This is a genomic window from Actinokineospora sp. NPDC004072, assembly GCF_053604195.1.
On the sequence record NZ_JBSGHB010000016.1, the window covers coordinates 40817 to 67693 of the forward strand.

Genomic DNA, 26877 nt, shown 5'->3' on the forward strand with positions numbered 1-26877 from the left:
CCCCGGGTGCACCGGCGGCACGTCGCGGTGCGCGCTTCCCCCGACGTGTCCGTCGGAAGGAGGCAGGGCGAAATGAAGCATCCCCCCGGCCGCCGTCGCCTCCCCGCGGTGCTGGCCTCCGCGGTGCTGGCGGCCACGGCCGCATGCGGGTCCGATGGCGGCCCGATGACGATCAACGTGTACTACTCCACCGAGCAGAACTTCGACCAGGTCGTCGCCCGCTGCCAGGAGGAGGCGGGCGGGCGCTACGCGATCGCGTTCAACGTCCTCCCGCGCACCGCCGACGCCCAGCGCGAGCAGATGGTCCGCAGGCTGGCCGCGGGCGACTCCGACATGGACGTCCTCGGCCTGGACGTGACCTGGGTGGCCGAGTTCGCCGAGGCGGGCTGGATCGAGGAGTGGACCGGCGCCGACAAGGCCGAGGTCGAGGCGGGGACCCTCGAAGGTCCACTGGAGACGGCGCGGTGGGACGGCAAGCTCTACTCCGCGCCGAAGAACACCAACGTCCAGCTGCTCTGGTACCGCGAGGACCTCACCCCGCGCCCGCCCCGCTCGTGGGCGGAGATGCTGGAGATGGCCGAGGGCCTGCGCGCCCAGGGCAAGCCGAGCACCGTGCTGATGACCGGCGCCCAGTACGAGGGCCTGGTCGTGCAGTTCAACACCCTCGTCGCGGGCGCGGGCGGGCGGATCCTGTCCGAGGACAGCACGCGCGCGGTGGTCGACGACGGCGCGGTCGCCGCGCTGGAAGCGCTGCGCGACCTCGCGGTGTCCCCGGTGGCGAGCCCGTCGCTGTCCAACGCCCAGGAGGACGACATCCGCCTGGTCTTCCAGAACGGCGACGCCGCCTTCCAGATCAACTGGCCCTACGTCTACGCCGCGATGACCGAGGCCAACCCGGACCTGACCAGGACCCTGCGCTGGGCGCCGTACCCGGCCATCGACCCGGCCAACACCGGCACGGCCACCATCGGCGGGTTCAACCTGGCCGTCAGCGCCTACTCCGAGCACAAGGCCGAGGCGTTCGAGGTGGCCAAGTGCCTGCGCAGCGCGGAGAGCCAGAAGTACTCCGCGATCAACTCCGGCGTGCCGCCGACGATCGAGTCCGTCTACGCCGAGCCGGAGATGGCCGAGGCGTACCCGATGCGCGACACGATCCTCGCCGAGCTGAAGAAGGCGGCGGTGCGGCCGCTGACCCCGGCCTACCAGAACGTCTCGACGCTGATCTCCACCATCCTCTCCCCGCCCCGGGACATCGACCCGCCGCGCACGGCCGAGCGGCTGCGCTCCGAGGTGCAGGACGCCATCGACTCGAAGGGGGTCATGCCGTGAGCAGCGCGGTCGCCCCGGAATCCACCCGGCCCGCCGAACCGAAGCCCAAGGCGAGGGTGAGCGAGGGCAAGCGGGCCGAGCGCAAGCTCGGCTGGCTGCTGTGCGCGCCCGCCGCCCTGGTCATGGTCGCGGTGACCGGCTACCCCATCGCCTACTCCGTCTGGCTGTCGCTCCAGCGCTACGACCTGCGGTTCCCGGACCAGCGCCAGTTCATCGGGTTCGACAACTACGTCACCGTGCTGTCCAACGGCTACTGGTGGAACGCCTTCTGGGTCACCACCCTGATCACCGTCATCTCGGTGGTCATCGAGCTAGTCCTGGGCATGGCGCTGGCGCTGATCATGCACCGGACCCTGGTCGCCCGCGGCCTGGTGCGCACGGTCGCGCTGATCCCGTACGGCATCGTGACCGTCGTCGCCGCGTTCTCCTGGCGCTACGCCTGGACCCAGGACACCGGCTACCTCGCCCAGCTCGTCGCCCCCGACTCGGCCCTGCTGACCGAGCGGGTGCCCGCGCTGTCGATCATCATCCTGGCCGAGGTCTGGAAGACCGTGCCGTTCATGGCGCTGCTGCTCATGGCGGGCCTGGCGCTGGTGCCGGAGGACCTGCTCAAGGCGGCGTCGATGGACGGGGCGACGGCCTGGCAGCGCTTCACCAAGGTCATGCTGCCGGTCATGAAGCCCGCGATCCTGGTCGCGCTGCTGTTCCGCACGCTGGACGCCTTCCGCATCTTCGACAACATCTTCGTGCTGACCGCGGGCGCGCAGGAGACCTCGTCGGTCTCCATGATCACCTACAACAACCTCATCAGAGGGCTCAACCTGGGCATCGGCTCCACGATGTCGGTGCTCATCTTCCTCGCGGTGGCGCTGATCGCGTTCATCTTCGTGAAGGTGTTCGGCACCGCCGCGCCCGGCAGCGACAACGGGGGGCGGCGCTGATGGCCATCACGACCGGGACCAAGGCCCGGTGGGCGCTGCTCGACCTCGTCGTCGTCATCTACGCGCTGGTGCCGGTGCTGTGGATCGTGTCGCTGTCGTTCAAGACGCCCGCCACGCTGACCGACGGCAACTTCATCCCGCGCGAGTGGACGCTGCAGAACTACGCCGACATCTTCAGCACGACCACGTTCCTCCGGGCGCTGGCCAACTCCATCGGCATCGCCCTGATCTCCACGCTGATCGCGGTCGTGCTGGGCACGATGGCGGCCTACGCGGTGGCCCGGCTGGACTTCCCCGGCAAGCGGGCGCTGGTCGGGGTGTCGCTGCTGATCGCCATGTTCCCGCAGGTGTCGCTGGTGTCGCCGCTGTTCGAGATGGAGCGCTCGCTCGGGCTGTTCGACACCTGGCCGGGGCTGATCCTGCCCTACATCACCTTCGCCCTGCCGCTGGCGATCTACACCCTCTCGGCGTTCTTCCGGGAGATCCCGTGGGAGCTGGAGAAGGCGGCGAAGATGGACGGCGCGACGCCTGCGCAGGCGTTCCGCCGGGTGATCGCGCCGCTGGCCGCACCGGGGGTGTTCACCACGGCGATCCTGGTGTTCATCTTCTGCTGGAACGACTTCCTGTTCGCGATCTCGCTCACTTCGACCGAGGCGTCGCGGACCGTGCCCGCGGCGCTGTCGTTCTTCACCGGGTCGTCGCAGTTCGAGGACCCGACCGGGACGATCTCCGCGGCCGCCGTGGTGATCACCATCCCGATCATCGTGTTCGTGCTGTTCTTCCAGCGCCGCATCGTCGCGGGGCTGACGTCGGGCGCCGTGAAGGGCTGAGACATGGCTGAGATCGTTCTGGACAAGGTGAGCAAGCGGTACCCGGACGGGGCCCTGGCGGTGTCCGATGTGGATATCACGATCGCCGACGGCGAGTTCATCATCCTCGTCGGGCCGTCCGGCTGCGGGAAGTCGACCACGCTCAACATGATCGCCGGGCTGGAGGACATCACCTCCGGCGAGCTGCGCATCGACGGCGAGCGGGTCAACGAGAAGGCGCCCAAGGACCGCGACATCGCAATGGTGTTCCAGTCCTACGCGCTCTACCCGCACATGACCGTGCGGGAGAACATGGCCTTCCCGCTGCGGCTGGCGAAGGTGGACGACAAGACGGTGCGGGCGAAGGTCGACGAGGCCGCCCGCATCCTCGACCTGACCCAGCACCTGGACCGGCGGCCGTCGAACCTCTCCGGCGGCCAGCGCCAGCGGGTGGCGATGGGGCGCGCGATCGTGCGCAACCCCAAGGCGTTCCTGATGGACGAGCCGCTGTCGAACCTGGACGCCAAGCTGCGGGTGCAGATGCGCACGTCGGTGTCGAAGATCCAGAAGCGGCTGGGCACGACCACGGTGTACGTCACCCACGACCAGACCGAGGCGATGACCCTCGGCGACCGCGTCGTGGTGATGCGCGGCGGGCTGGTGCAGCAGATCGGGTCGCCGCAGTTCCTCTACGAGCAGCCGGTGAACCTGTTCGTGGCCGGGTTCATCGGGTCGCCGTCGATGAACTTCGTGCCCGCGCGCCTGGAGAACGGCGGGGTGTCCAGCCCGCTGGGCTCCTTCCAGCTGACCGACCGCATCCGCACCCTCGTGGAGGACGCCAACGCGCCCCGCGAGGTCATCATGGGCCTGCGGCCCGAGCACTTCGAGGACGCGGCCCTGCTGGACGAGTCGGCGATGGCAGGCGGCGCGGCGTTCGAGTCGACGGTGGACGTGCTGGAGTCGATGGGGTCGGACAAGTTCGCCTACTTCACCCTGGAGGGGGAGATGGCGACGTCGGCGGAGCTGGAGGAGCTGGCCGCGGACGCGGGCGCGTCGGACCTGAGCGCGGAGGGGACGCAGATCATCACCCGGCTGTCGGCGTCGTCGCAGGCCAAGGAGGGTTCCCCCGCCCGGATCTGGTACGACGCCGACAAGATCCACCTGTTCGACCCGGCCAACGGGCGCAACCTCACGTACTCCGGTTGAGCCTGTGGACAACTTCTGCGGCTGAGCCGCCGGATGCGCGAACCTGGACCCGGAGGCGCCCCGACCGGCGGGGCGCCCCGGGATTCCAGGAGGTTTCCATGCGTGCTTTCGCCCTCGCCGTGCTGTCCGTCGTGGCCTTGGCGTCGTTGACGACGCCTGCGTCCGCTGCCGTGGATTGCAGCCGCGGTGAGCTGTGCCTGTGGTCGGACACGTCCTTCCGCGGCACGATGATCCGCTTGACGCTGGCGGATACGAACCTCGCCGAGTGCGTGCCGATCGGGGTGATGGCCCACTCGTTCATCAACCGGCTGAACCGGCCGGTGTCGGTGTACCAGAGCCTCGAATGCGCCACCGAGGGCGAGTTCGACACCTATCCGGGCGGCGGGACGTACGTGCCCTCGGCGCCGTTCGTCGTCCGGGGGGTGCAGATCTGGTCGCACTGACCGGGGTTCCCCGGCAACTGCGGGTGGTCTCGCCCTCGCGGGGTCAGAGGCCGATGCGGCGGGGCTGGCGCGGGTGCTGGCGGAGCGCGGTGAAGACCTCGTCGTCCCAGCGGTGGGAGCGGATGAGGCGGTAGCGCTCGGCGATGACCCAGAGGTAGGCCTCGGCCTCGGTCTGGGTGTCGATCAGACCGGCCTGGCGGACCATCGTGACCACCGGGACGAACTCCTCCTCGTACCACCGGCGCGCGACGGTGGTGCGGTCGAGGAAGGTCTGCTCGTCCTGCATCAGCCGGAAGCCCCAGGCTTCGACGGCCTCGCTCAGCTCGGAGTACTCCCAGGGGTCCGGCAGGCGGATCCGGTCGCGGGCCTCCTCCGGCAGCGGGACGCGCTCCAGGAACAGCCGCCGGTAGTCCTTGACGATGAGGTCGCCCCGGCGGCGGATCCCCTCCGCGGAGAGGCGGGTGATGATCTCGGTGACGTAGGCGTCGATCGTGCGCAGGTTCATCGCGTGCGCCACCGACACCCGGTGGTGGCCGTCGATGACGAAGTGCAGGTCGCCGACCCGGTAGACCGAGATCGGCGGGACGGCCTCGCCGCGGCGCTGGGCCAGCGCCAGCCGCTCCCAGCGCTGGCGGGCCCGGCCGGAGGTGGGCCGGAACCGGCGGTCGAAGTCGCTGGTGCGGTCGACGCTGCCCACGATCGAGTCCAGCTCGATGGTCCGCAGCCCCAACCGGCGCTCGCCCACCCGGCCCAGGGCGGCGACCACCTCGTCGAACGGCAGCATGATGTTGACGTCGTCCGGCTCGCGGCGCAGCCACGCGCCGAGGCGGGAGAGCACCTGGCGCCTGCGCATGCGCAGGAAGTCGTTCTCCGCGTCGGCGTGCGGGAAGCCCGTGTCACGCGGCATCGGTGGCCTCCGGGATGTCGAGGATGCGGTAGCCGACGGTGTTGATCACCCGCGTCCCGCCGATGTCCCGGTCGGGCACGGGCTCGCCGTGCGGGTGGATGTGGCCGTGCACCAGGTAGCGGGGACGCAGCTTGCGGACGGTCGTGAGCAGGCTGGCGAAGCCGCGGTGGGCCGGGTCCTCCCGGTCGCCGACGCCGCGGGGCGGGGAGTGGGTGAGCAGCACGTCCACGCCCCGGCCGTCGCGCAGCCTGCGCAGGGCCGCGCGGCGGCGCAGCCTGCGCGCCCGCCGGGCCATCTCGCGCTCGGTCCACTGGTTCGGCCCGCGGTTGTACCGGATGGACCCGCCGAGCCCGGCGATGCGCAGGCCCGCGACGTCGGCGACCCGCACGTCGGCGTTGACCGCGCCAGCCGGGCCGGGCCACTCGACGGGCAGGCCGTCGCGGGTCCACAGGCCGCCGCCGGAGCGGTCGTAGCCGGTGAGGTCGGCGTCGTGGTTGCCGGGCACGAACACGCACGGGCGGTCGAGGGCGTCCATGAGGAATTCGAGGTAGTCGAACGGCAGGTCGCCCGCGGCCAGCACGAGGTCGACCTGGTGGCGGCGCACCTGGTCGGTCCAGAGCTGGTCGACCACCTCGTCGGAGACGGCGAGCACCTTGGGCACCAGCCGAGCGTACGACGGGTGGCGTATCGATGCGGGCCGGTGGAACGAGGTGTAGTTCGGCGGGGAACGGTTGATGCCGTCCGCGCGTCGGACCGGCTAGCGTGATCGTCGAAAGCGATCGTCTGCCGCCATCGAGGGGAGATCGGGCGATGGGCGCGGGAAGCGGCGACAGGTACGTCGTCGGAGGGGTGAACTGGGAGTCGTACACGTTGGAGGCGCTGATCGCGATGGTCTCCGACCACGCCAGCCCGGCCCAGCTCGAACAGCTGGCCGATGACTGGCGGCAGGCGGGCAACGAGGTCACGGCCGCTGCCACCGTGCTGGGGGGCGCGCTGGAGCAGCTGATGGCGTTCTGGTCGGGCTACGCGGCCCAGGAGGCCCGCGAGGCCGTGGCCGCCAACGCCGCCTGGCTCGGCGACCTCGGCGAGACCGCCCACCAGATCGGCGACCCGATCCAGGAGGCCGCGGGCGCGCTCAAGGCCGTCCAGGACGCGATGCCCGACCTCCCGGCCGACCCCCTGGTCCCGCCCGCCCGCTCCGTGGAGGGCGCGGACGCCGGCCTGACCAACGGCGGCCCCCTGGGCGCGGCCATCTCCGGCACCGCGACCGGCGCGGAGAGCGCCTTCGCCGCCGAGGCCGAGCAGGCCCGCCTCAAGGAGATGGCCGTCGAGGCGATGCGCCGCTTCGAGGGCGCGGCCATCGGCATCGACGAGGCCACCCCCGCCTTCAGCGAGCCGACCGGCCCCGGCCCCTTCGCACCCCGCGAGCCCAACGTGCCGACCCCACCCCCGACGGCCCCACCCGAGCGCCCCAAGCCCACCGACGAGCAGCGCTGGGAGGAGCTGACCACGGGCGGCACCACCTCCTCGGCGACGGGCGGCGAGGACCCGGCCTACCGCCCCACCCCGACAGGCGGCGGCGCCCCCGCGTTCACCGGCGGCGCGACCGGCATCACCGAGAGCCCCCAACCGGGCCAACCCCGCCAGCCCCTGGCAGGCGGCCCCGCAGTGGGCCTCACCGAGACCTTCAACCCCGGCAACCGCCCCGCGGCCCCGGCCGCAGGCGCCATCGCCGCCAGCGGCACCGGCGCGGGCGCAGGCATGGGCGGCATGCCGATGGGCGCAGGCATGGGCGCAGGCGCAGCCAACGACTCCGCCGAACACCGCAGGCGCTACCCGTACGACGCAGAGAACCCATTCGCGAACGACCAGAAGGCGTCACCGCCTGTGATTGGCCTCTAGGGGGACAGATGCACGACAACACCGCCGCTGACACCCCCCGCACCGAGCCCACGCTCCCCGCGTGGCCCACCCCCTCCCAGGCCGCCCCCTTCAGCACCCACGCCTTCCCCCTCCCCACCCAGCCAGGCGCCGCCACCGCAGCCCAGGCCGCCACCCCCACCCCCGCACCCCCCTTCACCCCACCCCCCGCCCCCGACAGCACCATCACCCCCACCTGGCCCCCCACCGACACCACCGTCGCCTTGCCCCACTCCGCTGACACGACTGTCGCCCTGACCCGCCCAACTGGCAGCCCCACTGCCCACCCGGCCGCCGAAAGCGGACCCTCCGCAGGCCAGCCGGGTGCGAACGCCCCTTGGCCGGATCTTGCGGCGGCCGTCACTCCCGGCGCCGCCTGGCCCCCAGCCGCACCCTCGACCGCACCCTCGACCGCACCCCCCGCCCCCTGGCAGCAGCCAACCCCACCCATACCGGGCGAGCCCGCTCCGCACCTTGGTGCAGCCGGACTCGTCAGCCCCGCTTCATGGCCTGCTGCTCCGATCACCGGTGAGCCAGGCGCGGCTGGACTGCCCCACCCGGCCTCCGGGCCTGCCGTCCTGAGTGGCGGTGCGTCCGCTGTGCGGCCCGGTGGTCCTGGTGTGACTGGGCTGAGTGCTGGGACTGCTGCTTCGGCTGGTGTGGCTGCTCCGGGTGGCGCGGCTGCTCCGGGTGGCGCGGCTGCTTCGGGTGGCGCGGCTGCTTCGCGGTCCGGGGGTGGCGGGGTGCCTGCTTCCGCTGCTTGGCCAGGGGCCATGCCGGGGGCTGGGGCCGGTGCGGCTCCGCAGCCGGGTGCTGCTGGGGTTGGTACTCCTGGTGCGTGGCCGGGGGCTGGGGGTGGTGGGCTCGCGCCTGCTGCGCCGGTGGGCGGGACTGTGCCTGCTTCGTGGCCGGGGACCGTGGCGAGCAGTGCGTCTGATGCCGCTGGGATGGCGGGTGCCGCAAACGCGGCGCGGGCTGCTGAGGCTGGGCCGCTTCCGCCGTGGGTGGCGAACGGCGGGCAGCAGGGTGGCGCAACGCCTGGGGGGCCGGGCAACCCGGCGCCCCAGCCTGCAGCTGGCCCGCCGTCGGCTGGGCCCGCTGCGCCTGCGGGCGTCCACCCCGGTGCCGTGCCCCCGACCGCACCTGGCGTGCCCGCTGGCGCCCCCGCCATGCAGCCGACGGTCGAACCGCCTGCCCCGGCTGGTAGTCCCCCGCCCGGAGGATCAGGAGCGCCGTCCGGTGTGGAGTCTCCGACTCCCGGCGACGGAACTGGCCAGCCAGGCGGCGAACCCCCGGTGGGCGGTCCGCCGTCCCCAGGCATCGGCGAAACCTTGAACCCCATCGGCGACGACCTCCCCGGCGACCCCGGACCGGCAGCCCCACCGGACCAGTCCGCGCAACCCGACCCATCCGCCCTCGACGGTTCTGCCAACCCCGGCAGCGCGCCGGGCGGTCCCGACACCTCCACCGGCGACCCCTCTGGGGCGCCGGGTGGGGTGAGTGGCGGTCCCGATGGATCGGCAGGGGAGCCCGGGCACTCGACCGGTGGGGGCGATGGCTCCTCCGGGTCGGGTGGGAACGCTGGTGGATCTGGTGGCGCTGCGGGCGGTGGCGGTTCCGCTGGCGGGGCTGATGGCGGTCCGGCTGGGGACGCTGGCGGGTCGGTTGGTGGGCCTGGCGGCTCGGCTGGGGACGCTGGCGGGTCGGCTGGTAAGCCTGGTGGGTCGGATGGAGGGCCTGGCGGGTCCGCTGGTGGGTCTGGTGGCTCAGTTGGGGAGCCCGGTGGGTCGGCTGGTGGGCCTGGCGGGTCGGTGGGGGAGCCCGGTGGGTCGGTTGGGGGGCCCGGTGGGTCGAGTGGTGGGGCTGGGGGCGGTGGCTCGGCGGGGGGCTCTGAGGAGTCCGCTGGAGGTGTGGTTGGGGTTCCCGGGGGAGCGGTCGGGGGGTCCGGTGGGTGGGGTGGCGGGTCTGGTGAGTCGGGGGGTGGCTCCGGCTGGGGCGGCGGCTCCGGGTGGGGTAGCGGGTCCGGTGGATGGGGTGGTGGGGCTGGAGGCTCGGCCGGTGGTGGGGCTGGCGGTGGGTCGGCCGGCTCCGGTGGGTCGGCTGGTTCTGGTGGAGGGTCGGCCGGCTCTGGTGGGTCAGGTGGCTCCGGTGGGGGGTCGGCTGGTTCCGGTGGGTCGGCTGGATCTGGGGGCGGCGATTGGAAAGGTGGGGCAGGCGGGCAGGGCAAGGCTGGGCAAGGGGAAGGGGCGGGGGAGTCCCGCGGGAAGTGGGATGTCGACCTCGACCAGCTGCACGAGTTCGCCGCCGCCGTCGCCTCGGCGCGGACTGGATTGGTGACCGTGCAGACCTTGGTCAGCCAGATGCAAGGGGATGCCTACACGCCCAAGCTCGGGACCAGTCCGGTGGGGAAGCAGCTCGCGCAGAAGTTCGATGATCGGTTGAACAGCCAGGCCGGGTTGCGGACGCTGCTGGCCGAGGCCGTGCGGCGGATGGATGAGTTCATCAACAGCGCCGAGGCGGTCCGCGACTCCTACACCGAGGCGGATGCGGCTGCGGAGGCGGCCTTGCGGCAAACGGGTCGGGGCTGATGGACAAGCGGATCGCCGTGCTGCACCCGGAGGAGGTCGATCTCCTCTGCACCTTCGCCGGGGTCGCCGCGCCCTTCCCGATGCGGATCCGGTCGCGGGGGGAGACGGAGGAGGAGCGGCGGGCCGGGTTCGCGCAGGCCCGGGCGCGGCTGGACAAGCGGGGGCTCGCGGGGCCGGACGGGCCGCGCGGGGTCGCGGCCGACTTCGTGCACCTGCTGCGGCACGGGTCGGGGGCGCTGGACCTCGTGGTGACGCGGCGGGGCAAGGCGGCCGGGGCGGTGGTGCTCGCGCAGCGCGACGAGGCCGTGCTGGTCGAGCAGGCGATGGACCAGACCAATGGGGCCGTGCAGCTGCTCGCGCTGCCGGTCCGCGACGCGGTGGACGGGCTGCTGCGGCACGTGCCCGCCCACCCCGCGCCCATGGCCGCGCCGTTCAGCGTCCCCCGCGCCGCGCTAGACAGGGTGCACCAGGCCATCGTCGCCGCCCCGCGCCCGCTCGGGCCCGACGACCTCGACCGGCTGCGGGCCGCGCACGGCCTCGACGACCAGACCGCCCGGCGGATGGTCACCCACCTGCAGCCCGTGCTGGGCAACGGCCAGGCGGGCGTCGCCGTCCGCCGCGGCACCGGCTGGACCAGGGCGGGCGAGGAGCTGCGCTGGCTGGACACCGCGCGCGGGCGGTTCCGGCTCGGCGACGGGCCGTGGATGAGCGTCAACCCGCTGGGGCCCGACGAGCTGCGGGCGCAGGTCCGCGCGCTGGCGGAAGAACTGTGGTGAAGCATCCCGGACCGTCGGGGGCATCCGCTACCGTGACGGTCGGAACCGAGTGTCGAGGGAGCCGGGCATGATCGGCAGTGTCGAGCAGCTCGTCCAGCGCTTCCAGGCGGCCGCGCAGCGCGCCGCCGCGGTGGCCGAGCAGGACCGGCGGTCCCGCCGCGGGGCGGAGGACCGCTGGGTGACCGGCGGCGTGCACTGGGACGGCTACAGCCTCAAGTCCCTGCAGCGCATGGTCGCCCAGAAGGCCAACGCCAACCAGCTCGACATGCTCGCCGACGAGTGGGCGCGGCACGGGCAGCGGATCAGCGACGGCGCGACCGACCTCAGCCGCTCGCTGCAGCGGCTGCTCCAGTTCTGGTCCGGCGCCGCGGCCGAGAACGCCAACGCCGCCGTCCTGCGCAACTGCGCCTGGCTGGCCGAGACGGCCTCGACGGCCGCCCGCATGGCCGACCCCATCCAGGACGCGGGCGGCGCGCTGCGCTCGGCGCAGAGCACGATGCCCGGCGGCTCGCCCAGCAGCCCGTGGTACGCCACGGTCGGCGGCGGGGCCGCGGCGGGCTTCGCGGTCGGCGGGCCCGTCGGCGCGGCGTTCGGGGCCGCGATCGGCGGGATCGCCAGCGCGTTCGGCTTCGGCAGCAACAAGAAGAAGATGAAGCGCAAGGCCGTGCAGACCATGCGCCGCTACGAGACCGCGCTGCTGGGCATCGACGGCACCACCCCGCAGTTCAACGACCCCACCCGCGGCATCGACCCGGGCGCGGACCCCAGCAACCCCCGCCCGCCGAGCACGGGCGTCCCCGGCCCGGGGGTGCCGCCGCCCAGCGGCAGCCAGCCCCCGGTCCTGGGCCCGGGCCCCAAGGTGCCCCCGCCCATGCCCATCCCGGACATCGGCACCGCGCCGAGCCTCGCGCCCGGCTTCGACACCGGCTGGGAGCGGCGCTGGCAGTCGCTGACCGGCTTCGGCCAGGGCCCGGGCGCGGGCGCCAACCCCGGCGGCCTCGGCGGCGCGGGCAGCACCCCGCTCGGCTTCGGCGGCCTGCCCGGCGCGGGCGGGGCCCGCGGCGTCGGCATGGGGGCGGGTGCGGGCGCCCGCGGTGCGATGGGCGCCGGCCGCGGCGCGGCGGGCATGGGCGGCATGGGCCGCGGCGGCGCGATCGGCGACCGCCAGCGCGGCGCCGGGGGCCGCTTCGGCCGGGGCACCGGCTTCGGCTCCGGCTACGGGGCCAACCCGGCCGGGGGCCGCAAGGAGGAGGACGGCGAGCACCGCAGGCGCGTGCCGCTGGAGGAGGACCCGTTCACCCCGCACGACTTGCGGGCGGCACCGCCGGTCATCGGCCTGTAGGAGGACCCGGGATGTACGTGGACAACGCCAGCGGCGGGTGGCAGGTCGACCCCGACCAGGTGCGCGAGTTCGCCGCCGCGGTCGAGGACGTGCGCCGCGACCTCGACGCGATCCTGGCCGACGTGGCCGCGCTGGCCAGCCCCGGCCTGGAGCCGATGCTGGGCACCAGCCCGGTCGGCGAGGAGCTCTCGGCCAAGTTCACCGACCGGCTCTCCGGCGAGAACGGCCTGCGCGGCCAGCTGGAGACCGCCCTGCGGCACATGGAGGAGTTCGTGGCCAGCGCGGAGAAGAGCGCGCAGGGCTACCAGGGCAGCGACGAGAACGCCGCCGACCGCTTCCGCTTCACGTGATGGAGCTGGTGGACCGCGCGGGCACGGCGCTGCACCCGGTCGAGGTCGACCTGCTCTGCACCTTCGCCGAGGTCGACGCGCCGTTCCCGATCGAGGTGCCCGCCACCGGCGAGTCCGAGGTCGAGCGCGCCCTGCTCTACCGCGAGGCCGCCGAGCGGATGCGCGAGCGCGGCCTGGCCGACGAGCGCGGGCCGCTCGACGTGGCCGAGGAGTTCGTCTACCTGCTGCGGGCCTGCTCCGGCGTGCTGGACATGGTCGTCACCACCGCGGAGGGCACCCGCTCGGTCGCGGTGCTGGCCGCCCGCGAGGACGCCCTGGTCGTCAGCCAGGACTCGGCAGACCAGTTCGGCATGGTGCGCATGCTGCCGACCACAGTGGACGATGCGGTCGCCGGGCTGGCCCGGCTCATCCCGCGCGCGGAGACCCCGGTGACCACGCCGTTCACCTTGCCCAGGAAGGCTGTTCGCGGCGCCTTCGACGCGATGGTCGCCCGGATGCCCGAGGACGGCGGCGATCCGGAGCCGATGACCGCGAGCGAGATCGACGAACTCCTGCGCGCGCACGGGATCACCGACCGCGTGGCAGGCCGGATGGTCGCCGCGCTGACCCCCACCACCGGCAGCGGGCAGGCGGGCGTGGCGCGCCGCGACGAGACCGAGGACCAGTGGCGGCGGGTGGGGACCGAGCTGACCTGGCTGGACACCCCGCGCGGGCGCTACCGCCTCGCCGCCGACGACGACGCGGACTGGATGAGCGTCAATCCGCTGTCGCCGCAGGAGCTGCGGGCGCAGCTGCGCGCGCTGGCCGCGCGGATCCGCTAGGGCGCCTGGGCGATCAGCACGGTCACCACCGTGATCCAGGTGCAGACGCTGGCCAGCAGCCAGAACTTGATATTGGACAACAACCGGGCCACGGGGAGACCTCCCATCGGGGGTGTGCGGGTGCGGGGCTACAGCCACCGGTTCTTGCGGAAGATCCGGTAGAGCACGAAGCAGACGAGCAGGATCGCGACCATCACCAGGGGATAGCCGTAGCGCCACTTGGTTTCCGGCATGTAGTCGAAGTTCATGCCGTAGACGCCGACCACCATCGTCGGCACGGCGATGATCGCCGCCCACGAGGTTATCTTGCGCATGTCGGCGTTCTGCTGGAGGGTGATCTTCGCCAGCGTCGCGTTGACCAGCGTGGTCAGCAGCTCGTCGAAGGCGGTCACCCGCTCGGTGACGGTCGTCAGGTGGTCGTCGACGTCGCGGAAGTAGGACCGCACGTCCTCGGGCACCAGCGCCGAGCAGCCCTCGGCCAGCCGCCGCAGCGGACCGGCCAGCGGCATCACCGCGTGCCGCAGCTCCAGGATCTCCCGCTTCATCAGGTAGATCTGCTCGGCGCTCACCGGGCTGCGCGGGGCGAACACCGCGCGCTCGATGACGTCGATGTCGGTCTGGATCGCCGCGCTCACCGCCAGGTAGCTGTCGACGATCTGGTCGGAGATCGCGTGCAGGACCGCGGCCGGGCCGCCGCGCAGCCGCTCCGGCGCGGCCTCCAGCTCCGCGCGCAGGCCGTGCAGCCCGGAGTGCTTGCCGTGCCGGACGGTCACCACGTGGTCCTTGCCGAGGAACACCATGATCTCGCCGGACTCCACGATCTCGTTGGCCGTGGTCGGCGACTCGTGCTCCACGTAGCGCACGGTTTTCAGGACCATGAACAGGTTCTCGTCGTAGCGCTCCAGCTTCGGCCGCTGGTGGGCGTGCACCGCGTCCTCCACGGCCAGCTCGTGCAGGCCGAAGGTCTCGGCGACGCCCTGGATCTGGCGCTCGTCGGGCTCGTGCAGGCCGATCCAGACGAAGCCCTCGCCGCGGGCGCGCACCTCGGCGACGGCCTCGGTGTGCGTCCAGCGCCCGGGCAGGCGGGTTCCGTCGACGTAGACGCCGCAGTCGACGACGTAGGCGGACAGCGGCACCGGCAGCGGGGGCACGACCCGGTCGGCTGCGCGGTTGGCACGGCCCTTGCGGCCGCCCAGCGATGGGATGGAGGGCATCGCGAAGCTCCAGGGAACACGTCGCGGCGGGACGCGACGGGACCGGAGGGCGCGCGGGCCGCTCCGGTGGCGGAGCGTCCTAGCCGGTTGACGTGGAAGCGCTAGCGAGCGGCGGCTTCCCCGGTAAGGACGCGGGGACTACTGCATCCGGTCGCGGTTTCATGACCTGGCTTGTCGCCCATGCGTCCTCACCTCCTCGGAGCCGGTGGCGGGCGGTGTGATCGCCCCGCACGAGGATACCCGCACCGACCGGGTGGCCGTGGGCAGGTTCGGTGGACTCCCTCACACAGCGGTTGCGGGCCGCCGGGGCGGGCCGTAGAAGTGTGCTACTCGCCAGTCACTTAGTGGAGGACCTGTGCAGTTCGGGCGGTACTACGAGGAGTTCGAAGTCGGCGCGGTCTACAAGCACTGGCCGGGCAAGACGGTGACCGAGTACGACGACCACCTGTTCTGCCTGATCACCATGAACCACCACCCGCTGCACATGGACGCCCACTACGCGGAGAGCACCACCGACTTCGGCAAGAACGTGGTGGTGGGCAACTACATCTACTCGCTGCTGCTGGGCATGTCGGTGCCCGACGTCTCCGGCAAGGCCATCGCCAACCTGGAGGTCGAGTCGCTGCGCCACATCGCGCCGACCTTCCACGGCGACACCATCTACGGCGAGACCGAGGTGCTGGGCAAGACCCCCTCGAAGTCCAAGGACGATCGCGGCGTGGTCCACGTCGAGACGCGCGGGTACAAGCAGGACGGCACCGTGGTGTGCGTCTTCCGGCGCAAGGTCATGGTCCCCAAGCGCTCCTACGGCGAGGCGCGGGGCGGCGAGCAGCCCGGCAGGCCGGAGCCCAAGCCCCGCTAGTGGTCTCCGCCACGTCCGGTGGGCTAGCGTTCCCGGGCGTGGCGACCGCACAACTCGACGAGATCCGGCGCAGGCTGCGCGCCTTCGCCGACACCGAGGCCGCGGGCGAGTCCCCGCTCTACGCCCACCTGGCCGGGCGGGCCGCCGACGACCCGGACGTCGCCGCGCTGCTGGCCGCGGCCCCGCCCGAGCAGGCCCGGCCCACGCTGCTGCTGGCCGCCGCGCACCGGGTGCTGCAGGCCAACCCGTTCCACGAGCTGGTCAACTACTACCCGTCGATGGGCGGGACCTACGGCCTCGACGGCGGCACCTGGCCGCTGTTCCGCGCGTTCGTCCTCGACCACGCCGAGGCTGTCCGCGCCCTGGTCGCCACCCGGACCACGCAGACCAACGAGGTGCGCCGCGCCGCGCTGCTCTACCCGGCGCTCGCGCTGGCGGCCAAGCAGGCGATGGGCCCGATCGGGCTGCTGGAGGTCGGGTGCAGCGCGGGCCTGCTGCTCGGCGTCGACCGCTACGCCTACCGCTACCAGACCGAGCAGTCCGGGCAGGTCGTCGCCGGGCCCGCCAAGACGACCGTCGGGCTGCACTGCGCGCTGGAGCTGGCCCCGGGGGCGGCCCTGCCGCTGCTGCCGAAGAAGCTGGCCGTCGCCGCCCGCGTCGGCCTCGACCGCAGCCCGGTCGACCTCGACGACGAGGACGCGGTGGCCTGGCTGGAGGCGTGCGTGTGGGCCGACCAGCCGGAGCGGCAGCGGCTGCTGACCACGGCGATCACCCTGCTGCGCAAGGACCCGCCGCCGGTGGTCGCTGGCGACGCGGTGGACGACCTGGCCCTCGCCGCCGCCCGGGTGCCCGATGACGTCCCGCTGGTCGTGCTGACCTCGAACGTGCTGCCCTATCTCCCGGAAGAAAAGCGAGCATTGTTCATCAATGCCGTTGGCGAACTCGCCGCGCGCAGGCCCGCGTGGTGGCTCAGCCATGAGGCATATCCGGCGGCACTTTCTCTGCTCGTGCCCGATCGGGGGGATTTGGCGCCGGCGCCGGGAACTGCGGCATTCGGACTACTGGCTCTCACCACGTGGGAAACCGGGAGTCCGAAAACCGCCGTCCTGGCCCGCACCGCGCTGCACGGCGAACGCCTCACCTGGCTGCCCTAGCTGCCTCAACGGGGCAAGGCGCCCCAGCCGTCCAGGGTCTCGGCGAGTTCGTCCACCAGTTCGCCGGAAGTTCGCATTGTGGTGAACGTCGCAAGATCCACCCAAACGGCGGCTGCCGCGTCGTCGCCCGCCCGCAGATCACCGCCTGTCACCACGCAGGCGTAGTCGTGGATGTCGAACACCCCGGAGGGCGCAGGCCGCTCGACCCGGCCGACGAACGCCCCGACCGCGACCTCCAAGCCGGTCTCCTCGCGCACCTCGCGCCGGACCGCCTCGGCGTCGGACTCGCCGGGATCCACCTTCCCCCCAGGTAGAGACCACAATCCGGCACCCGGCGGGCGGGCTCGGCGGATGAGCAGCAGCCGTCCGGCAGCGTCGTGCACGACCGCTCCGACGCATCGGATGATCGGTTTTCCGCCTGGGTCCACGAGCACTGAGCGTAGCCGCAACTCCAAGATCACCCTGCGCGTTGACCTATCCCGGGGACTGGACTCCCGCCAGTCAGCGGAGTGCGGTACAACGGTTTTCAACAGCGCCATGTCTCAGGTGCGTCAGGGAGCGGGGTAGATCGCAGTGGACGTCAAGAAGGTTCTCATCTTGACCGGGGCCGCGTTGCTGGTGTTCTTCTTGGTCACCCAACCGGTCGCGTCCGCGGGAATCGTCAACTCCATCATCACCACCCTCCGCGAGGGCGCGGAAGCGATCATCACCTTCGTCCGTACTGTTTTCAGCTGACACCGGGTAGCGTCGAACCATGTTCGCGCCCCGGGATCCAGACGAGTACCTGCTCGACTCCGAGCGTCGGGTCATCCGGGTGCGCAGGCATTGGGCCTACCTCACCTGGCAGGTGTTCGAGGCGGTCGCGCTGCTCGCGGCCTGCGTGATGATCTCGTACGTGCTGCCGCCCAACGCCTGGGTCGTGCAGAACGTGCTGTGGTACGTCGCGCTCGCGGTGCTGCTGCGCTTCACCTACCAGGTCATCGAGTGGTGGGTCGAGCGCATCGTGGTCACCGACAAGCGGTTCATGATGACCACCGGCGTGTTCACCATCCGGGTGCTGATGATGCCCATCAGCAAGGTCACCGACCTGACCTTCGAGCGCAGCTGGGTGGGCCGCATGCTCGGCTACGGCACGATGGTGGTGGAGTCCGCGGGCCAGATCCAGGCGCTCAACCGCATCGACTACCTGCCCAGGCCCGAGCAGGTCTACGACGCCATCTCGGAGCTGACCTTCGGCGACAAGAAGGCCCAGGCCGAGCGGTTCTCGATGATCAAGGCCCAGCGGATCGCGCGGGGGAAGCGGAAGGCGGCGGGCAAGGTCTAGGTGACCTGGCCCATCCGCCACACTGGACAGGTGCGGATCGACCTCCACTGCCACTCGACGGCATCCGACGGCACCGACAGCCCGGCCGGGCTGGTCGCGGCGGCCGCGCGGGCCGGGCTGGACGCGGTGGCGATCACCGACCACGACACCACCGCGGGCTGGGCCGCTGCCGCGGCCGCGCTGCCGCCGGGGCTGGCCCTGGTCCGCGGTGCGGAGCTGACCTGCGTGTCCGAGGACGGCCGGGGCGGGCACTGCACCGTGCACCTGCTGGCCTACCTGTTCGACCCGGACTCCGAGGCGATGGCCGCCGAGCACGCCCGCATCCGGGCCGAGCGCCGCGTCCGGCTGCACCGGATGGCCGGGCGGATGGCCGCCGACGGCTACCCCGTCGACGCCGACGCCCTGCTGGGCGAGCTGGACCCCGACGTCCCGGCCGGGCGCCCGCACCTGGCGCAGGCGCTGGTGCGCGCGGGCGTGGTCGGCTCGGTGACCGAGGCGTTCGCCACCCTGCTGCACGGCCGCAACCACTACTACGTGCCCAGCCACAAGACACCCGTGGTCGACGCGATCGACCTGGTGAAGGCCGCGGGCGGGGTGTCGGTGCTGGCCCACGGCTTCGCCCACCGCCGCGGCCCCACGATCACCGCCGACGTGGTCGCCGACCTCGCGGGCGCCGGGCTCGACGGGGTGGAGGTCGACCACCCCGACCACGACGCCGACGCCCGGGCCCGGCTGCGCGCGCTGGCCGACCGGCACGGCCTGCTGGTCACCGGCTCCAGCGACTACCACGGCACCAACAAGACCACCGCCATCGGCGCGGAGACCACCCACCCCGACATGCTCGCCGCGATCGGCGAGCGGGCCACGGGGGCGGAGATCCTGGTGGGCTGATGTTCGACGTCGCGCTGTTCACCGAGGCCACGATCACCCTGCTGGTGATCATGGACCCGCCGGGCACCATCCCGGTGTTCCTGAGCCTCACCGGGCGCAAGTCCAAGCAGACCCGGCTCGCCGCCGCCCGCCAGGCGGTGCTGGTCTCGTTCCTGGTGATCAGCCTGTTCGCCGTCGGCGGCGAGGTGATCCTGCGCTACCTGGGCATCGGCATCCCGGCGCTGCAGGGCGCGGGCGGGCTGCTCCTGCTGCTGATCGCGCTGGACCTGCTCACCGGGCGCGGCTCGACCGAGCCGGAGATCGCCGAGGACGTCAACGTCGCGCTGGTCCCGCTGGGCACCCCGCTGCTGGCCGGGCCGGGCGCCATCGCGGCGACGATCGTGTTCGTCCGCCAGGCGGGCGGGCACGTCGGCTCGTACCTGGCGCTGGCCGCGGCGATCGTGGCCGTGCACCTGTTCCTGTGGCTGTGCCTGCGCTACTCCGGGGCGGTCATCCGGTTCATCAAGGACAGCGGGATCACCCTGCTGGCCAAGATCGCCGGTCTGCTGCTCGCCGCGATCGCCGTGCAGCTGGTCGCGGACGCCGTCCGCGGCTTCATGGCGGGCTAGAGCACCTCGTCGATGGCGTCCTGGCTGCGGGCGAGCACCGCGCGGCCGTCGTCGGTGATGATGATCGGGCGCTCGATCAGCACCGGGTTGGCCGCCAGCACGGCGATCCACGCGGCGCGCTCGCGCGGCAGGTTCGCCAGGTCCAGCTCCTTGGCCCGGGGCTCCTTGAGCCGGGTGATCTCCCACGGCTGGCGGCCCAGCTTGGTGAGCACCTCGTCCAGCTCGGCCTCGGTGGGCGGGTCGTCGAGGTAGCGGCGTTCGGTGTACCCGGGCGCCGCGGTGTCGAGCGCGGCCTTGGCGGTGCGCGACTTCGAGCAGCGGGGGTTGTGCCAGATCTCCACGGTGCAATTGTGCACGCCCGCGCGGATCGTGTCGGTGGCACTGCGTACCGTGTGTGCCGTGCAAGGTCAGCTGGGATTCGACGCCATGCCCAAGCGCCTCATCAAGGTGACGCCGTCGCGGCTGGGGGTGTGGGCGGACTGCCCGCGCCGCTTCCGCATGGCCTACGTCGACCGCCCGACCCCGCCGCGCGGCGGTCCCTGGGCGCACAGCACGCTCGGCGCGGTCGTGCACAACGCCCTCAAGGCCCTGTTCGACCTGCCCGTGCGCGCCCGCCACCCGGAGGCGGCGGCGGGCCTGGTGCGCACCCACTGGAAGGACGACGGCTTCGCCGACGCCGCCCAGGCCGCGGAGTTCCGCGACCGCGCCGCGGGCTGGGTGCACGACTACGTCGCCGAGCTGGACGTCGCCCACGAGCCGGTCGGCCTGGAGCGGTGGGTCTCGGCCCCGGTGGGCACGATCGTCGCCGAGGGCCGGGTGGACCGCATCGATCAGCGCGGCGACGAGGTGGTCATCGTCGACTACAAGACCGGTAGGCACGCGCTCACCACCGACGACGCCCGCGGCTCGCAGGCACTGGCCCTCTACGTCCTGGCCGCCCGGCGCACGCTGCGCAGGCCGTGCACCAAGGTCGAGCTGCACCACCTGCCCACGGGCACGGTCGCGGCCTGGGAGCACACCGAGGAGTCCCTGGCCCGCCACCTGCGCCGCGCCGAGGAGATCGCCGACGAGTTCCAGCTGGCCACCGACACCCTGGCGGCGGGCGGCGACCCGGACATCCTGTTCCCGGCCCAGCCCGGCCGCCAGTGCGGCTGGTGCGACTTCCGCCGCAGCTGCCCCGACGGGCAGGCCACCGGCCCCGCCCTCGACCCCTGGGCCATGCTGGCGCCATGACCGGCCCCACCGAACGCCTGGGCCCCCGCCCCGGCGCGACCCCGCCCCAGCCCGCGGACCAGCGGCGGACGCCCGGCCCCACCGAAAGCCTGGGCCCCCGCGCCGGCGCGACCCCGCCCGCGGACCAGCGGCGGACGCCCGGCCCTGCCGGGCGGCCGGGCGAGCAGACCGGGGCGACCCGGCCCGTCGCCCCGCCCCGAAGCGCGGGGCAGCAGGCGATGGGCGATGCTGGGGGCGTGACCGGTCCCACCGAACGACTGCCCCGGCCGGACGACACCACCGCCGAGCTGCCCCGCCAGCGGGAGCGGCCCGGCGGCCCGGTGCGCGAGGTGTCCGGCGCGCTGGCCATCGGCGTCTGCGGGCTGGCGCTGCTGGTGCTCGGCCTGCAGGTCTACGCCTGGACCCAGCCCGACGTGCCCGGGCCCGGCCTGGTCGCGCTGCTCGGCCACGTGGGCGCCGCCGTGGTCGCGGTGCTGGCCCAGCGCGTGGCCGACCGCCGCCGCGGGCCGCAGGCGGCGCTGGCCGTGCTCGTGGTGGCCATCGCCGCCTGCGCCGCGCTCTGGTACTTCTGGTGGGCCTGAGTGGACTGTCCTGAGAGGACAGCAGCTCAGTACAGCCAGGTGTTCCAGGTCGGCAGCAGCACGTCCAGCAGGGCCTCGGGGGCCTCGACCGCCGGGGAGTGGCCTGCGCCGACGATCGCGGCGTAGTCGGCCTCCAGCCGGTCGGCCATGTCCCGCTGCACCGCGGGCGGCCAGGTGTCGTCGGCGATGCCGCAGGCCACCAGGCAGCCGGTGCTGGTGCTGCGCAGCCGCCGGGACAGGTCGGCCACCAGGTCGGGCTCGGTGCGCAGGCCGCGGCCCATGCCCAGCAGGGCGGCCGGGTTGTTGCGCAGGAATCGGGCGCGGTAGAACTCGCGCAGCGGCTCGGGCAGGCCCTGCCAGCGCGGGTTGTCCCGGTTGAGCGCCTCCTGCGCCTGGTAGGCGGCCTCGACGCCGTGCTGGCGCAGCAGCGGGTCGCCCAGCTCCAGCACCTGCCTGCGCAGGCCCTGGGGCAGCTCGCCGGGGCCCGAGCCGAGCAGCGTCAGCCCGGCGACGGGCGCGCCCGCCAGCACCGCGCGCCGGGCGACCAGGCCGCCGAAGGAGTGGCCGAGCAGCAGGACGGGACGCCCGTCCGCGGCCAGCTTCTCCACCAGCTCGGCCAGGCCCGCGCCCAGCGAGACGGGCAGGTAGGCGTTCTCGTCGGCCGGACCCGGGGTGTCCATCTGGCCGGGCAGGTCGATGGCCACCGCCTGGTAGCCCGCCTCGGCGATCGGGTCGAGCAGGGGGGCGAAATCCTCTTTGGACCCGGTGTACCCGGGCACCAACAGGACCACCGGGCCGTCGCCGGTCGTGCGCAGGGCCGCGTAGTGGCCAGGCAGCTCGACCGGGACCGCGCGGTGCGGGGTCAGTTGCGAATACACCGGTACCTCGGACATGGCACCAGTGTGCGCCTCGAACCCGGTGTGAGTCTTATCGCAAAGCAACCAAAAGCGGGCCGCGCTGCTCCAGCACGATCGGTCCGAGGACCGCCAGCGCCACCGGGCCCGCGTAGCCGCCGCGGTCAACCGCGAACGTGCCCACCCGCTTGCCGTCGTTGAGGTCGATGACCGCCAGGCCGTCGGCCACGGGCACCAGCAGCCGCCCGGCGAACACCGCGCCCGGGCCGAGCGCGCCGGGCACGCTCCACTGGGGCTTGAGGTCCTCCATCGACAGCGCGACCGTCGCCGAGCCGGTGAACCAGTAGAGCGAGCCCACGCCCGGCACGGTCTCGGCGACCGGGCCGTCCTGGCGCAGCTCACCGGCAGGCAGCGGCACCTCGGCGGTGCGCAGGCCGTCGTCGCCGTAGATCAGCAGCCGGGGCGGGCCGGGCACCGCGACCGCGGTCAGCCGTTCGGTCATGGCCACGACATTGGCGGAGTCGCCGTCGAGCACCTCGCTGAACACGACCTCGGGCCGGTCGGCGTCCTTGCCGGTCGCCTTGTAGACCGTCAGCCGCCTGCCCAGGTCGTCCGGGCAGCGCTCCACGACCCCGATCCGCCCGGCGTTCATGAACACCGAGTCGTAGGTGCAGCCCGTCCTGGGCTGGCGGTCGGGCACCACCTGGGCCGGGACCTGGCCGTACTCCATGGTCTCGACCAGGTCCGAGCGCAGCGAGGTGATCAGCCGCTGGCCCGCCGCGGTGAGGTAGGTGCCGTCGCCGACCAGCTCGGCGCCCAGCTCGGCGTCCCAGTTGCGCTGGGCGGCACGGGTGCCGTCGGTCCCGCGCAGGGCGGTGACCTCGCTGCAGCCGCCCTCGCCGCGCGGGGCGTCGTCGGGCAGGAAGCCGCCGTCGGAGCGGTAGACCGCCACGGCGTTCTCCCACGCGCCCGTGATCGTGCACAGCGGCAGGTCGCGCCGGTAGCGCCACACCGGGTCGCCGGTCAGCGGGTCGCGCCCGACGACCTCGCCGTCCTGGCCGGTCACCACGACCGGCCCGGCGGCGACCGGCTTGGGCGTGGCCGGGCTCTCCACCCGCCACGCCTCGCCCAGCGACGGCGGGAAGGCCAGCGGCGGCGCCGGGGACGGCTGGGCCGTCCCCGGGCTGGCCGCGGTGGCCTTGAAGTCGCTGTTCTGCCAGATCAGCACCCACGCCGCGGCGACCGCGACGACCAGCCCGGCGGCGATGGCCACATCGCGGGCACGGGTGAACCGGGTGCGCCGCCCGACCTCGACCGGAGGCGGCGGCGGGCCCGCCAGCACGTCCTCCGGCCAGGTGGGGAAGCCGTCTTCGCCGGGCGTCAGCCCGTCGCCGTGCGCCTGCTCGGCAGGCGCGGAACCGGCCTCGCTGCTGGGGGGCTCCGGTGCGCTCACCCCGTCAGTCTGCCGACCCCGGTGTATCGCCGGTGTTGGACCCCGAGGAAACGACCTCCCCGGCCCGCCTGCGCCGCCGGTTGCGGGTGCGCGCGGGCTTGGCCTGGGCTTCCCCGGCCTCGGGCGCGGCCTGCTCGGCCGGGGCCTCCTCGCCTGCGACGTCCACGCCCGCCCGCCTGCGCTTGCGCCGCGGCCTGCTGCTCTGCTTCTCGGCGCTCTCCGGGGCCTCCTCGCCCGCGCCGCCGCCGCGGCGGCGGGTGCGCCGGGCGCCGCCCCCGCGCTTGCGGGTGCCCAGGTCCTCCTCCGGCTCGGCCTCCAGGCCCGCGCGGGTGCGCTTGGCCAGCGGGAGCCGCCCGGTCGACTTCTCCGGGATGCCCAGGTCGGAGAACAGGTGCTCGGAGGTCGAGTAGGTCTCCACCGGCTCGGGCTTGTCCAGGCCGAGGGTGTCGCTGATCAGCTTCCAGCGGGCCTCCTCGTCCCAGTCGACCAGGGTGATCGCCACGCCCGTGCGCCCGGCCCGGCCGGTGCGGCCGATGCGGTGCACGTAGGTCTTCTCGTCCTCGGGGCACTGGTAGTTGACCACGTGCGTCACGTCGTCGACGTCGATGCCGCGGGCGGCGACGTCGGTGCAGACCAGCACGTCGACCTTGCCGGAGCGGAACGCGCGCAGCGCCTGCTCGCGGGCGCCCTGGCCCAGGTCGCCGTGCACCGCGCCCGCGGCGAACCCGCGCTCGGTGAGGTCGTCGGCGACCTTCTGCGCGGTGCGCTTGGTCCTGGTGAAGATCATCGTCAGGCCGCGGCCCTCGGCCTGCAGGATGCGGGCCAGCACCTCGATCTTGTCCAGCGAGTGCGCCCGGTAGACGAACTGCTCGGTGCGCTCGTGGATGGCGCCCTGGTCGTGCTCCTCGGCGCGCACGTGCGTCGGCTGCCGCAGGAACGTGCGGGCCAGGGTGATGATCGGCCCGGGCATGGTCGCCGAGAACAGCATGGTCTGCCGCTCGTCGGGGACCATCGTCAGGATGCGCTCGATGTCGGGCAGGAAGCCCAGGTCGAGCATCTCGTCGGCCTCGTCGAGCACCAGCCCGCGCACCTTGCCCAGCACCAGGTGGCGCTGCTCGGCCAGGTCCAGCAGCCGCCCGGGGGTGCCGACGACGATGTCGACGCCCTTGCGCAGCGCGGCGATCTGCGGCTCGTAGGGCCGCCCGCCGTAGATGGCCAGCACGCGCACGCCCAGGTGCTTGCCCGCGTCCTTCAGGTCGTGGGTGACCTGCAGGCACAATTCGCGCGTCGGCACCACGACGAGTGCCTGCGGGGTGCCGTCGCCGGGGCTGGTGACCCGCTGCAGCAGCGGCACGCCGAAGCCCAGCGTCTTGCCGGTGCCGGTGCGGGCCTGCCCGATCAGGTCGTCGCCCGCCAGCGCCAGCGGCAGCGTCAGCGCCTGGATGGCGAAGGTCCGCTCGATGCCCGCCTCGCCGAGGGCCCGCACGATCTCCGGGCGCACGCCCAGCTCGGCGAACGTCGGGGCGTCGGTGGGCACCGGCGCGCCAGCCTGCAGCGGATGCGATGTGTCGGTCTCCGGCACGCCTGCTTCGGCGTGCTCGAGGATTACCGGGTCGAGCCCGGTGGTTTCGTTCGTCAGGGTGATCAACCTCTCCTGTTCACCAGCGCGCAACGGCCCTGGTCCGGCCGCTCGACCGCGCCCGCGGACTCCCCGGGTCCACCGCGCGGGAGGGCTCAGCGAGGCTTGCGCGCACCCTCCGCCCCGGCGCCGCAGAGGGCCGGGGGCCACCCGTTTCCGCCGGTCCCGGCGGTGGGTGTCCTGCCGAGTCTACCCGGGGTCGCGGGCAGATACCCTGCCAGCATGGAGAACGCGGAGGTCGGGGCGCTTTCCCCGGGCGTGGTGGACCTGCTCGGCGTGCTCGCCTACGGGGAGCTGTCGGCCTTCGACCGGCTCGCCGAGGACGCGCGCACGGCCCCGACCCTGTCCGGCCGGGCGGCGCTGTCGGAGATGGCCGCCGCCGAGATGGGGCACTACCGGACCATCGCCCGGCACCTGGCCGGGCACGGGGTGGACGTCGAGGAGGCGATCCGCCCGTTCATCGGCCACATCGACACCTGGCACGCCTCCACCGCGCCGCGCTCCTGGCTGGAGTCGCTGGTCAAGGCCTACGTCGGCGACGGGCTGGCGGCCGACTTCTACCGCGAGATCGGCTCCTGGCTGGACCCGGCCACCTCGGAGCTGGTCACCGAGGTGCTGGCCGACACCGGCCACTCCGCCTTCGCCGAGCGCGAGGTCCGCGCGGCCATCGAGCGCGACCGGACCGTGCGCGACCGGCTAGCCCTGTGGGGCAGGCGGCTGCTGGGCGAGGCGCTGACCCAGGCCCAGTACGTCGTCGCCGAGCGCGACGGCCTGGCCGAGCTGATCATCACCGGCACCGGCGACCTCTCCGGCATCGCGGCGCTGTTCCGCAAGCTCCAGCAGCAGCACGGCAAGCGCATGACCGCCCTGGGGCTGGGCTAGCGCTCCTGGGGCAGGGATCCTGGGCGGGGGATTACGCGGGTGGTGAACACGCTCGCCCCGTGCGGCGCGCCCGCGGCCCGCTCGACTAGCCTTTCGGCAGGCAGACGGTAACCACTGTGGAGGTCGGCGTGGAGGTCAAGATCGGTGTCGCGGACACCGCGCGGGAGCTCGTGCTGAACAGCAGCCTGACTCCTGACGAGGTCGAGGCATTGGTCGCCGACGCCCTCAAGAACAGCACCGGCCAGCTCGTGCTGACCGACGACAAGGGCCGCCGCTACGTCGTCCCCTCGGCCCGGGTGGCCTACGTGGAGATCGGCAGCGCGGACGTGCGCAAGGTGGGCTTCGCCCCCTGATCGGCCAAGACGGCAGGAGGGGCGCCCCCGGGTCCGGGTGCGCCCCTCCTGCCGTTGGCGGCGTCAGACGTCGGCGTGGTCGAGGGTGGTCTGCACGACGAACGGCGGCCTGCTGGTGCCCATGATCCGGTAGCGGTCCCACGGGTCGGGGTCGGACAGCTCGCCCGCGGCCTCGCCGCCGGGGGTGCGCAGGACGACCTTGGTCTTGCGGCCGCCCGCGAGCTCGGAGACCTTCTGGTCGGCCTGGATGCGGCCGTACCAGCGGTAGTAGCCGTCGATCGGCTGGAAGTGGCCGCGCAGCTCGACCCGGACGGGCAGCTCCTGGTCGGCGATGACGAGGGTGGCCTGGCCGGTGTAGCCGTCGTCCTCGGGGTGCTCGTCGTGGCTCATCTCGCGC

At 73.2% G+C, this 26877-nt stretch carries 30 protein-coding genes; 21 read left to right on the plus strand and 9 right to left on the minus strand.

Features of this window, described 5'->3' with window-relative positions; all coding sequences use genetic code 11:
* The first annotated feature begins 72 nt into the window (after positions 1-72).
* The 5 genes from ACWEPX_RS23795 (at position 73) to ACWEPX_RS23815 (ending at position 4728) form a co-directional block, all read left to right on the plus strand.
* On the plus strand, positions 73-1329 hold the full coding sequence (locus ACWEPX_RS23795; protein ID WP_451899432.1) for an ABC transporter substrate-binding protein: 1257 nt from the start codon (positions 73-75) through the stop codon (positions 1327-1329).
* Positions 1326-2270 carry a carbohydrate ABC transporter permease gene (locus ACWEPX_RS23800; RefSeq protein ID WP_451899433.1) on the plus strand — a complete coding sequence of 315 codons (945 nt, stop codon included), beginning with the start codon at positions 1326-1328 and terminating at the stop codon, positions 2268-2270. The genes ACWEPX_RS23795 and ACWEPX_RS23800 overlap by 4 nt, the downstream gene beginning before the upstream one ends.
* A complete protein-coding gene (locus ACWEPX_RS23805) occupies positions 2270-3100 on the plus strand; it encodes a carbohydrate ABC transporter permease (RefSeq protein ID WP_451899434.1) in 831 nt (276 codons plus the stop codon). The genes ACWEPX_RS23800 and ACWEPX_RS23805 overlap by 1 nt, the downstream gene beginning before the upstream one ends.
* Positions 3101-3103: 3 nt before the next feature.
* A complete protein-coding gene (locus ACWEPX_RS23810; RefSeq protein ID WP_451899435.1) occupies positions 3104-4285 on the plus strand; it encodes an ABC transporter ATP-binding protein in 1182 nt (393 codons plus the stop codon).
* Between the two features lie 98 nt (positions 4286-4383).
* The gene (locus ACWEPX_RS23815; RefSeq protein ID WP_451899436.1) at positions 4384-4728 is read left to right on the plus strand and encodes a peptidase inhibitor family I36 protein; all 345 of its coding nucleotides are present in this window, start codon (positions 4384-4386) and stop codon (positions 4726-4728) included.
* A 43-nt stretch (positions 4729-4771) separates the two neighbouring features.
* Here ACWEPX_RS23815 and ACWEPX_RS23820 read toward each other — a convergent pair whose 3' ends face one another.
* Both ACWEPX_RS23820 and ACWEPX_RS23825 read right to left on the minus strand, forming a co-directional pair.
* The gene (locus tag ACWEPX_RS23820) at positions 4772-5635 is read right to left on the minus strand and encodes a chromosome partitioning protein ParB (RefSeq protein WP_451899437.1); all 864 of its coding nucleotides are present in this window, start codon (positions 5633-5635) and stop codon (positions 4772-4774) included.
* Positions 5625-6296, minus strand: a complete 672-nt coding sequence (locus tag ACWEPX_RS23825; RefSeq protein WP_451899438.1) for a metallophosphoesterase family protein — start codon at positions 6294-6296, stop codon at positions 5625-5627. The genes ACWEPX_RS23820 and ACWEPX_RS23825 overlap by 11 nt, the downstream gene beginning before the upstream one ends.
* A 149-nt stretch (positions 6297-6445) precedes the next feature.
* Between ACWEPX_RS23825 and ACWEPX_RS23830 the strand changes: the two genes are divergently transcribed.
* The 6 genes from ACWEPX_RS23830 to ACWEPX_RS23855 all read left to right on the plus strand — a co-directional run bounded on the left by ACWEPX_RS23830 (position 6446) and on the right by ACWEPX_RS23855 (position 13432).
* Positions 6446-7537 carry a WXG100 family type VII secretion target gene (locus ACWEPX_RS23830; protein ID WP_451899439.1) on the plus strand — a complete coding sequence of 364 codons (1092 nt, stop codon included), beginning with the start codon at positions 6446-6448 and terminating at the stop codon, positions 7535-7537.
* A 2351-nt stretch (positions 7538-9888) separates the two neighbouring features.
* On the plus strand, positions 9889-10143 hold the full coding sequence (locus ACWEPX_RS23835; protein ID WP_451899440.1) for a hypothetical protein: 255 nt from the start codon (positions 9889-9891) through the stop codon (positions 10141-10143).
* A complete protein-coding gene (locus ACWEPX_RS23840; RefSeq protein ID WP_451899441.1) occupies positions 10143-10919 on the plus strand; it encodes an ESX secretion-associated protein EspG in 777 nt (258 codons plus the stop codon). The genes ACWEPX_RS23835 and ACWEPX_RS23840 overlap by 1 nt, the downstream gene beginning before the upstream one ends.
* Positions 10920-10986: 67 nt before the next feature.
* The gene (locus tag ACWEPX_RS23845; protein ID WP_451899442.1) at positions 10987-12261 is read left to right on the plus strand and encodes a hypothetical protein; all 1275 of its coding nucleotides are present in this window, start codon (positions 10987-10989) and stop codon (positions 12259-12261) included.
* Positions 12262-12272: 11 nt separating this feature from the next.
* Complete coding sequence (locus ACWEPX_RS23850; protein ID WP_451899443.1) at positions 12273-12611, plus strand: hypothetical protein; 339 nt, start codon at positions 12273-12275, stop codon at positions 12609-12611.
* Entirely contained in the window at positions 12611-13432 is an 822-nt protein-coding gene (locus tag ACWEPX_RS23855) for an ESX secretion-associated protein EspG (RefSeq protein ID WP_451899444.1), read from the plus strand. Before ACWEPX_RS23850 ends, ACWEPX_RS23855 begins: the two co-directional genes overlap by 1 nt.
* 128 nt (positions 13433-13560) lie before the next feature.
* Here ACWEPX_RS23855 and ACWEPX_RS23860 read toward each other — a convergent pair whose 3' ends face one another.
* Positions 13561-14646: a magnesium and cobalt transport protein CorA gene (locus ACWEPX_RS23860; protein ID WP_451899445.1), complete on the minus strand. Its 1086-nt coding sequence runs from the start codon at positions 14644-14646 to the stop codon at positions 13561-13563.
* 355 nt (positions 14647-15001) lie between these two features.
* Here ACWEPX_RS23860 and ACWEPX_RS23865 point away from each other — a divergent pair, with 355 nt between their 5' ends.
* Together ACWEPX_RS23865 and ACWEPX_RS23870 are read left to right on the plus strand one after the other, a co-directional pair.
* Entirely contained in the window at positions 15002-15508 is a 507-nt protein-coding gene (locus ACWEPX_RS23865) for a MaoC family dehydratase (RefSeq protein ID WP_451899446.1), read from the plus strand.
* 38 nt (positions 15509-15546) lie between these two features.
* Entirely contained in the window at positions 15547-16662 is a 1116-nt protein-coding gene (locus tag ACWEPX_RS23870) for a DUF2332 domain-containing protein (RefSeq protein WP_451899447.1), read from the plus strand.
* Between the two features lie 5 nt (positions 16663-16667).
* On the opposite strand, the gene ACWEPX_RS23875 is transcribed toward ACWEPX_RS23870, so the two are convergent.
* Complete coding sequence (locus ACWEPX_RS23875; RefSeq protein WP_451899531.1) at positions 16668-17069, minus strand: NUDIX hydrolase; 402 nt, start codon at positions 17067-17069, stop codon at positions 16668-16670.
* A gap of 166 nt (positions 17070-17235) precedes the next feature.
* Between ACWEPX_RS23875 and ACWEPX_RS23880 the strand changes: the two genes are divergently transcribed.
* The 4 genes from ACWEPX_RS23880 to ACWEPX_RS23895 are packed head-to-tail and all read left to right on the plus strand — an operon-like array spanning position 17236 to position 19485.
* The gene (locus ACWEPX_RS23880) at positions 17236-17397 is read left to right on the plus strand and encodes a hypothetical protein (protein WP_189208286.1); all 162 of its coding nucleotides are present in this window, start codon (positions 17236-17238) and stop codon (positions 17395-17397) included.
* A gap of 19 nt (positions 17398-17416) precedes the next feature.
* Complete coding sequence (locus ACWEPX_RS23885; RefSeq protein ID WP_451899448.1) at positions 17417-17986, plus strand: PH domain-containing protein; 570 nt, start codon at positions 17417-17419, stop codon at positions 17984-17986.
* A 30-nt stretch (positions 17987-18016) separates the two neighbouring features.
* Complete coding sequence (locus ACWEPX_RS23890) at positions 18017-18877, plus strand: PHP domain-containing protein (protein ID WP_451899449.1); 861 nt, start codon at positions 18017-18019, stop codon at positions 18875-18877.
* Positions 18877-19485, plus strand: a complete 609-nt coding sequence (locus ACWEPX_RS23895; RefSeq protein WP_451899450.1) for a MarC family protein — start codon at positions 18877-18879, stop codon at positions 19483-19485. The genes ACWEPX_RS23890 and ACWEPX_RS23895 overlap by 1 nt, the downstream gene beginning before the upstream one ends.
* Here ACWEPX_RS23895 and ACWEPX_RS23900 read toward each other — a convergent pair.
* A complete protein-coding gene (locus ACWEPX_RS23900; protein ID WP_451899451.1) occupies positions 19482-19826 on the minus strand; it encodes an ArsC/Spx/MgsR family protein in 345 nt (114 codons plus the stop codon). The two genes, ACWEPX_RS23895 and ACWEPX_RS23900, sit on opposite strands and share 4 nt — an antisense overlap.
* A gap of 85 nt (positions 19827-19911) precedes the next feature.
* Here ACWEPX_RS23900 and ACWEPX_RS23905 point away from each other — a divergent pair, with 85 nt between their 5' ends.
* Positions 19912-20718: a RecB family exonuclease gene (locus ACWEPX_RS23905; RefSeq protein WP_451899532.1), complete on the plus strand. Its 807-nt coding sequence runs from the start codon at positions 19912-19914 to the stop codon at positions 20716-20718.
* A complete protein-coding gene (locus tag ACWEPX_RS23910; RefSeq protein WP_451899452.1) occupies positions 20715-21299 on the plus strand; it encodes a hypothetical protein in 585 nt (194 codons plus the stop codon). The genes ACWEPX_RS23905 and ACWEPX_RS23910 overlap by 4 nt, the downstream gene beginning before the upstream one ends.
* A 26-nt stretch (positions 21300-21325) precedes the next feature.
* Here ACWEPX_RS23910 and ACWEPX_RS23915 read toward each other — a convergent pair whose 3' ends face one another.
* The 3 genes from ACWEPX_RS23915 to ACWEPX_RS23925 are packed head-to-tail and all read right to left on the minus strand — an operon-like array spanning position 21326 to position 25254.
* Positions 21326-22192 (minus strand): alpha/beta fold hydrolase, encoded by an 867-nt coding sequence (locus ACWEPX_RS23915; RefSeq protein WP_451899453.1) that lies wholly within the window; start codon positions 22190-22192, stop codon positions 21326-21328.
* Between the two features lie 34 nt (positions 22193-22226).
* Positions 22227-23606, minus strand: a complete 1380-nt coding sequence (locus ACWEPX_RS23920; RefSeq protein WP_451899454.1) for an Rv3212 family protein — start codon at positions 23604-23606, stop codon at positions 22227-22229.
* A 4-nt stretch (positions 23607-23610) separates the two neighbouring features.
* Positions 23611-25254, minus strand: coding sequence for a DEAD/DEAH box helicase (locus ACWEPX_RS23925; RefSeq protein WP_451899455.1), 1644 nt, complete (start codon positions 25252-25254; stop codon positions 23611-23613).
* Between the two features lie 213 nt (positions 25255-25467).
* On the opposite strand from ACWEPX_RS23925, the gene ACWEPX_RS23930 reads away from it, so the two are divergent.
* On the plus strand, positions 25468-26127 hold the full coding sequence (locus ACWEPX_RS23930) for a ferritin-like fold-containing protein (protein ID WP_451899456.1): 660 nt from the start codon (positions 25468-25470) through the stop codon (positions 26125-26127).
* Positions 26128-26255: 128 nt separating this feature from the next.
* Positions 26256-26480 carry a DUF3107 domain-containing protein gene (locus ACWEPX_RS23935; RefSeq protein ID WP_451899457.1) on the plus strand — a complete coding sequence of 75 codons (225 nt, stop codon included), beginning with the start codon at positions 26256-26258 and terminating at the stop codon, positions 26478-26480.
* A gap of 63 nt (positions 26481-26543) precedes the next feature.
* Here the strand turns inward: ACWEPX_RS23935 and ACWEPX_RS23940 are convergent, their stop codons facing one another.
* Positions 26544-26870 carry a DUF4873 domain-containing protein gene (locus tag ACWEPX_RS23940; RefSeq protein WP_451899458.1) on the minus strand — a complete coding sequence of 109 codons (327 nt, stop codon included), beginning with the start codon at positions 26868-26870 and terminating at the stop codon, positions 26544-26546.
* Between the last annotated feature and the right edge of the window lie 7 nt (positions 26871-26877).

Coding starts and splice junctions, on each gene's coding strand:
- ACWEPX_RS23795 (WP_451899432.1), top strand. CDS start 73: ATGAAGCATCCCCCCGGCCGCCGTCGCCTCCCCGCGGTGCTGGCCTCC.
- ACWEPX_RS23805 (WP_451899434.1), top strand. CDS start 2,270: ATGGCCATCACGACCGGGACCAAGGCCCGGTGGGCGCTGCTCGACCTC.
- ACWEPX_RS23810 (WP_451899435.1), top strand. CDS start 3,104: ATGGCTGAGATCGTTCTGGACAAGGTGAGCAAGCGGTACCCGGACGGG.
- ACWEPX_RS23815 (WP_451899436.1), top strand. CDS start 4,384: ATGCGTGCTTTCGCCCTCGCCGTGCTGTCCGTCGTGGCCTTGGCGTCG.
- ACWEPX_RS23820 (WP_451899437.1), bottom strand. CDS start 5,635: ATGCCGCGTGACACGGGCTTCCCGCACGCCGACGCGGAGAACGACTTC.
- ACWEPX_RS23830 (WP_451899439.1), top strand. CDS start 6,446: ATGGGCGCGGGAAGCGGCGACAGGTACGTCGTCGGAGGGGTGAACTGG.
- ACWEPX_RS23840 (WP_451899441.1), top strand. CDS start 10,143: ATGGACAAGCGGATCGCCGTGCTGCACCCGGAGGAGGTCGATCTCCTC.
- ACWEPX_RS23845 (WP_451899442.1), top strand. CDS start 10,987: ATGATCGGCAGTGTCGAGCAGCTCGTCCAGCGCTTCCAGGCGGCCGCG.
- ACWEPX_RS23850 (WP_451899443.1), top strand. CDS start 12,273: ATGTACGTGGACAACGCCAGCGGCGGGTGGCAGGTCGACCCCGACCAG.
- ACWEPX_RS23855 (WP_451899444.1), top strand. CDS start 12,611: ATGGAGCTGGTGGACCGCGCGGGCACGGCGCTGCACCCGGTCGAGGTC.
- ACWEPX_RS23860 (WP_451899445.1), bottom strand. CDS start 14,646: ATGCCCTCCATCCCATCGCTGGGCGGCCGCAAGGGCCGTGCCAACCGC.
- ACWEPX_RS23885 (WP_451899448.1), top strand. CDS start 17,417: ATGTTCGCGCCCCGGGATCCAGACGAGTACCTGCTCGACTCCGAGCGT.
- ACWEPX_RS23895 (WP_451899450.1), top strand. CDS start 18,877: ATGTTCGACGTCGCGCTGTTCACCGAGGCCACGATCACCCTGCTGGTG.
- ACWEPX_RS23905 (WP_451899532.1), top strand. CDS start 19,912: ATGCCCAAGCGCCTCATCAAGGTGACGCCGTCGCGGCTGGGGGTGTGG.
- ACWEPX_RS23910 (WP_451899452.1), top strand. CDS start 20,715: ATGACCGGCCCCACCGAACGCCTGGGCCCCCGCCCCGGCGCGACCCCG.
- ACWEPX_RS23915 (WP_451899453.1), bottom strand. CDS start 22,192: ATGTCCGAGGTACCGGTGTATTCGCAACTGACCCCGCACCGCGCGGTC.
- ACWEPX_RS23930 (WP_451899456.1), top strand. CDS start 25,468: ATGGAGAACGCGGAGGTCGGGGCGCTTTCCCCGGGCGTGGTGGACCTG.
- ACWEPX_RS23940 (WP_451899458.1), bottom strand. CDS start 26,870: ATGAGCCACGACGAGCACCCCGAGGACGACGGCTACACCGGCCAGGCC.